Raw genomic sequence first — 4,812 nt, 5'->3', positions numbered from 1 at the left:
CAATTGTGGAAGTATTTTGTTCAATTTTCTCGTTAATTTTATGCACATGATCCCAATGATCGGAAAAAAGAGAAGAAGCCCAAACCATAGAATACTCAACAGCTGCATGATAAAGGCAACATTATCATTCTTCCACCATACCAAATTTGCGACAGAGAAAGCAGATTGTAAAACAGAAAAGAGAATAAGGATAAAAAGAATTATTTTACATTCTTTTGAATAAAGAGGCAGAGATTCTTTGAAGTTAAGAAAGCGCATTGTCGCATCAAGGGTCTTATGGGCGAGATTGTGTCTTTTCATTTCTCCCAGATCATTACGCAATTGTTGTATGGCTTGCTTTTTTTGCGTTGTACTCTTTTTCAAGTCTTGAGCGAGTTTAAAAGATAACCTGATATGTTTGATCAACCGGTAAGGAAGCCGGATCATAACCATAAACATTACAATGGCAATGATGGTGACCCCTAAAAAAGCCAAAAATTTTATAACAATAGTCACTTGTTTCCCCTATCGCATTGATGTGAAATCATCATTTTTATTCTCTTCTCAAACAAACATTTCTAATTCCTTCACTGTTTTTTTCACGCCATAATGAAGGAGATTATGGAAGATTAAAATGACAGGTAAAGAAACAACAATACACGCACAAAACCAAAACAGCAGCTGCACGCCAAAAACGCCAACCTTAAACAATAGAGGCATATAATTGTGTAAAAAAATCGCAGATTTTGGAAAAAAAGCAAAAAAAGCGAGCAAAACTGCGAAAACCACAATCACAATGCAGGCTATCGAAACGATGATAAAATAATCTTTTCTTGAAAGTTCCAAAGATTCTTTAAAAGAAAGGGAGCTGAGCTCTGTTGCAAAAACTGTATTTTGTCCTATGCTGACTTTCTGATTATACCCCAAATTCTGCAATGCACCCTTTTTTAATTTCCGCCGCATCCCACACAACAATATTGTCCGTTTTATCAAAGAATAATAAAGTACCAAGATTGTCATCAGAGTAGAAAAAAGTATCATGATCTCCCCGAAAAACATGACAGTACTCCACCATACTGTGGTAAAAATTACAAAAGTACTTATAAAAGAAGCAGCCACTTGTTTCCCTATTGTGTTCTGTTGAGAAATTGGTTGTCTAGTTGTTGCTGCTCTGGCAATGTATCCCACAGATTCATCATTTCCTTCACCTCCCGTTTAGAGATAGCGTTAAAGACAAAAAAGAGTGGAAAGAACACCACAAGAACACCAAAAATCATTTGCGGCAAAAGACATAAAAAAGCCCAAACACTATTCCATCCCGCATCACGCAAAAACACGATTGCAGGATTATTTTCAAAAGGCTGTTTCAAGATCTCTTTAATCATTTTTCGAAGATCTCCTTGTTCCATTTGTCCCAGTGCTTGAAACTGTTCTTTGGATATAACGTGAAAAAACTCCAAAGGATTCATATAGACAGTCGCGGCAAAAAGCACCAACAAGAGGATAGCCAAACACAAAATGATGACGTAATCTTTTCTTGAGAGAGCCGTCCATTTTTTGAAAACCGCACACTGATTCAACACGGGCTGTGACGCAAAAGCCGTATTTCCCTTATGGGCAAATTGGTGTTGTGATTTATCTTCGATCATACGGATATTTTCTCACTTCTAACATGCCCACTCACTCTTTGAGAACATGCAACCAGCAAAACCGGTTTATCTAGCACTCTTCTCACCATGAAACACGCGCTATAAGACCCTTTAAGTCTATTTTTAAAATTTCTCATACGTGACAACATACAATCCCTAAGCCTCACAAGCACAAATGCCATTGTATCCTCTTATCTATTACCCACACTTCAAAAGACAATGTTTCACAAAACTCAACAAGCAAAAATATTCAATCTAAGAAATAGATGATGTGTAAAGTTTACAAACAATACACTGATTTATAACAATTTATTGTTTTTCATATTAAATGAGAACCCTAAATACCGTAGGATTGTCTTATTCCAAGCCTATTCCATATTAAATCGATCCAAACCATGTCTCTTGCGCGTTACAAGCAGAAAGAGCCGTATAGAGTAAAACATTAAGAAAGGATGATAAATGCCTCTAAGGAAGCGTCTCAAATGCCAAGAGCTGTCCGCAACAATGAGAGCTGGCAAAATGTGTGATGCTATAGACTTTCTTCTTTACAAGTGTAAAAACGGAAGTGTTCAATAGATTTTATATTATTCAAACTTTATATGGATTTCATTGGGAACTTTATCGTTGTACCCTTCATGAGCACCCTTGCGAAATGGGCAAAAGAGAGCCCTAAGACATACCTCTTTAAAAAGCAACATAAAAACAAAGTCAAACACGCAACCGATTATCCAGTATGAAAAGCGTGCAACAAACAACCTTAATCCTCATTTGAAAGCTTCTTAATCAAAAAGGCTTCATTTTAAAAATCCTTCATTAAAGATGAAACATTTCACAGCCCCCACATTGATACAGCCCCTACATTCATCAAGGCATCTCCTATAAAAGCATCTTTTTATAAAGGCACTTTCTTCTTATAAAAACAGCTTCTTTCGATAATGCATTCCGTCCTTTAAACGACATCCCCTCGTCTTATGATGAGATCCATTAAAACGGAAAATTTATACTCTATAAAGGATACTTACAAAGGAAATACTAAACCAAATAGCGGGATCATTCACAGTTTATTTTAAGCCAATAAATGATATTTTATTTGAAAACATAGGGCATCTTATGCTATTATAATAGAATGTGGAGGTTTGCTTTTTGCCGCTCTCTGCCACTCAACAGAAGACAATATATCTCTTATAAAGGATAAAAGTATGCTTAACAGCGTGATGTATATCAAATATCTTGGGAAAGCGCCCAACAACAAAAAATAAGAGAACCCAAATAACAAGCTCCCAACTTAAGAAAACAATGACCTTTCAAAAGTGGAATTGAAAAATTTCCACAAAGCGCTCGTGAAAAAAGAGACAAATAATCCCATTAGAAAAAACTTCCTATTAGAAAGACGATGACATGCCCTTGAAATCCATTCTTATTTTTTCATTCACATTTGACAAAAATTTTCCTTCAATTTCTCAAGAGAATTCAATTTCTCAAGAACAGTTAAGAAATATTTAGAAAGCAAATAATCCGCTAGCAATAAAAAAATAAGCATAATAGGGGCGGAAAATAAGACTGATAGGGATAAGATAAAAATAGTAAGAAACACCTTAAAGATGATTTTTTCGCCCCACACCGTTGCTTTTCTTTGCATTAAAACGCCTTTAGTATCGTTTGTTTTTTGATCTGCAACGGCTGATATTTCCCACAGTATTTGCTCCCTCCCCCTTAAGTATTTGCTCCCCCAATATTTGCGCCAAGTGCTTTTTACATCACTGTCCCCCATCAACAGACAGTTTCTTTTTCATTCAAATGGTTAAGTTCATGAAAATACGTAAAAAACGCGGTAGATCAAAAATAACAGGAAAGCAAGAGCCCAAAGGCCGTATTTCACGTGCCCAAAGCTCCAGCGAATCTGGGCTTCAATCTGCGATTGAAATGCGTGCCAAACACTTTGGTTTAAGCCTCGAAGAAGCGAAAAATCCGCTTGTCGGAACCTATATTGGGCGTCTTTGTTTGCTTGGCTATAAAGAGGCTTCATCAGGCATCAGTAAAGAGCAATATGACACGGCGCAACAATACTTGCAAATTAGAAACGACTATTTATGTGCAAAAGGTTTACCAAACGGTTATTATGATGGTTTTACGCACAGCGCATCAGATGAGAAAGCAAAAAAGCAATGGATCCAAAGAGCAACGGAACACTATGAAGCTATGCAAGAAGCGATTAAAGAAGCACAATATCTACATCGTCAACACAACTTTCATGCGGCATTACACTATCTTGTTATAGAAGATCAACCGCTGCCTAATCTTGTTGGCTCGTTGCGTATTATTCTTGATGCCCTTTATAAACATTTTGACAGTTCTACCCAAAAGAGCCTTGGCTAAAACACCCATCATTTCCTCCCCCTCACAGGATAAAGATTCTCCCCCTCCTTTTATAACATGCCTCTTTATAACCAGCGCCTTTATAAAGCCCCCCTTTGGCAGGGTGCTCTTGAGAACCTCTGAGCTTGCCCTTTCATAGAATTTCATGAGATTGACAAGCTTAAAGCGCACAACAAACAAGCTTAAAAATATCCACCACGTTCTTTAAAAAATACTTCAACTGTCAAAGAGACTTAACCTTATACCTACCAGTGCCTCACTTAATCCATGCCTCAAAGGACAATATTTCACGGCATATTCACGGCATGGACAAGATAAATATTGCCCCCTCTTTAAAAAACAGCAACATTCTTCCCTCTACCCCCATTGTAACAAACCACCCTCATCATACACTTCACCCAATATCGCGACATCCTTAGCTCTTCAGACAATTCATTATCGTCATTTTACGTCTTTTCTTGTACAATTCTATATGGCTCTTCTGATCTTATGACGGACAAGAGCTATGGCTTTTATTTCAGCATAATCTGGATTTCTCATTCAAGATAAATAATGATAAAATATTCACTATAAATCAATAACTTATCATTAAAATAACCCGTTATTTTTTGACACAATTAAAAGCATCATCCCTTAAACGAAAGAAAAAGCCCCTACCAACAATCTCCTCCCTCATCAACAACTGCACCGATAACCCTCCCATCACACCACCACTAATACGACAGCCTGCACAGCCCTAATTACCCCCACAAATCGCCAACACCTAAAGCTTTGCCCCCGCAACACCTTCCAACCACCGCCTTCCCAA

Annotated in this window: 4 protein-coding genes; 1 reads left to right on the top strand and 3 read right to left on the bottom strand. The window is 37.3% G+C overall.

What is annotated here, in order from left to right:
* The 3 genes from ACFIMU_RS04260 to ACFIMU_RS04250 form a co-directional block, all read right to left on the bottom strand.
* Window positions 1-495, bottom strand: a 495-nt coding sequence (locus ACFIMU_RS04260; protein ID WP_375696848.1) for a hypothetical protein, incomplete at its 3' end; no start/stop codon positions are given.
* A gap of 48 nt (window positions 496-543) precedes the next feature.
* Window positions 544-1,020 carry a hypothetical protein gene (locus ACFIMU_RS04255; protein WP_375615058.1) on the bottom strand — a complete coding sequence of 159 codons (477 nt, stop codon included), beginning with the start codon at window positions 1,018-1,020 and terminating at the stop codon, window positions 544-546.
* A gap of 86 nt (window positions 1,021-1,106) precedes the next feature.
* Window positions 1,107-1,628 (bottom strand): hypothetical protein, encoded by a 522-nt coding sequence (locus ACFIMU_RS04250; RefSeq protein WP_375606482.1) that lies wholly within the window; start codon window positions 1,626-1,628, stop codon window positions 1,107-1,109.
* 1,809 nt (window positions 1,629-3,437) lie between these two features.
* On the opposite strand from ACFIMU_RS04250, the gene ACFIMU_RS04245 reads away from it, so the two are divergent.
* Complete coding sequence (locus ACFIMU_RS04245) at window positions 3,438-4,004, top strand: hypothetical protein (protein ID WP_375606483.1); 567 nt, start codon at window positions 3,438-3,440, stop codon at window positions 4,002-4,004.
* Window positions 4,005-4,812 lie beyond the last annotated feature (808 nt).

This window comes from Bartonella sp. AC70YNML, assembly GCF_042196545.1.
In the GTDB taxonomy this organism is placed as follows: Bacteria; Pseudomonadota; Alphaproteobacteria; order Rhizobiales; family Rhizobiaceae; genus Bartonella.
Note: the sequence above shows the minus strand (reverse complement) of the source record. Positions and strands in the feature narration are given on the sequence as shown.

Coding starts and splice junctions, on each gene's coding strand:
- ACFIMU_RS04255 (WP_375615058.1), bottom strand. CDS start 1,020: ATGATACTTTTTTCTACTCTGATGACAATCTTGGTACTTTATTATTCT.
- ACFIMU_RS04250 (WP_375606482.1), bottom strand. CDS start 1,628: ATGATCGAAGATAAATCACAACACCAATTTGCCCATAAGGGAAATACG.
- ACFIMU_RS04245 (WP_375606483.1), top strand. CDS start 3,438: ATGAAAATACGTAAAAAACGCGGTAGATCAAAAATAACAGGAAAGCAA.